Genomic DNA, 1022 nt, shown 5'->3' with positions numbered 1-1022 from the left:
GAGATTGCCTCTTGTCTCGTGGGCTCGGAGATTGTATAAGAGACAGGTTCGGCGGTGGTCACGGGCGCAGCTCCCTGCCGGTGAGTTCCAGGAAGACGTCCTCCAGGCTGTGCCGCCGGGTGGTGAGGCGGTCGGCGAGGACGTCATGGGCGGCGCACCAGGCCGTGACGGCGGCCAGCATCCCGGGGCCGGAGTCGCCCGTCACCCGGTAGCGCCCGGCCGGGGACTCCTCGGCGCGGCAGCCGGGCGGCAGGCTCGCGCGCAGCGAGTCGAGATCCAGGCCGGGGCGGCCGGTGAAACGGACGCTGTCGTCACCGTCGCCGCAGAGTTCGGCGGGGGTACCGGCGGCGATGACCCGGCCGCCGTCCACCACGGCGACGTGGTCGGCCAGTTCCTCGGCCTCGTCCATGGCGTGGGTGGTCAGCACGACGCCGACGCCGTCGGCGCGCAGCTGCCGGACCAGTTCCCAGGCGGCGTGCCGGGCCTGGGGGTCGAGGCCGGCGGTCGGTTCGTCGAGGAAGACCAGCTCGGGGCGGCCGACGACCGCGAGCGCGAGGGCGAGCCGCTGCTGCTGCCCGCCGGAGAGCCGCCGGTAGGGGGTGCGGCCGCACGAGCCGAGGCCGAGCCGTTCGCCGAGGACGTCGGGGTCCAGCGGGTGGGCGTGCAGGCGCGCGGTGTGCCGCAGCATCTCCATGGCGCGCACGGTGGGGTAGACGCCGCCGCTCTGGAGCATCACCCCGATCCGGGGGCGGAGGGCGGCGCCGTCGCGGGCGGGGTCGAGGCCGAGGACGCGGACCTCGCCGGCGTCGGCGGTCCGGAAGCCCTCGCAGGTCTCGATCGTGGTCGTCTTGCCCGCGCCGTTGGGGCCGAGCACGGCGGTGACGGCGCCCCGGGGGGCGGTGAGGTCGAGGCCGTCGACGGCGGTGGCGGAGCCGTACCGCTTCACCAGGCCGGTGACCGCCACGGCCGGTTCGCTGCGCATGGCGCGGAGTCTACGGGCGCGGGACGGGCCGGCCCGACGG

The 1022-nt window shown here is 75.9% G+C and carries 1 protein-coding gene; it reads right to left on the bottom strand.

Translation table 11 applies throughout. The features are described 5' to 3' along the window. Window positions 1–58: 58 nt before the first annotated feature. Window positions 59–982: an ABC transporter ATP-binding protein gene (locus E0D90_RS25780; protein WP_130800315.1), complete on the bottom strand. Its 924-nt coding sequence runs from the start codon at window positions 980–982 to the stop codon at window positions 59–61. Window positions 983–1022: the final 40 nt, after the last annotated feature.

Origin of the sequence: Streptomyces otsuchiensis (genome assembly GCF_004305975.1) — a bacterium.
In the GTDB taxonomy this organism is placed as follows: domain Bacteria; phylum Actinomycetota; class Actinomycetes; order Streptomycetales; family Streptomycetaceae; genus Streptomyces; species Streptomyces otsuchiensis.
The sequence above is the reverse complement of the archived record's forward strand: the minus strand, read 5'-3'. Positions and strand labels throughout refer to the sequence as shown.

What these genes read in the sequence shown, in the direction of transcription:
- E0D90_RS25780 (WP_130800315.1), bottom strand. Translation starts at nt 982, where the DNA reads ATGCGCAGCGAACCGGCCGTGGCGGTCACCGGCCTGGTGAAGCGGTAC.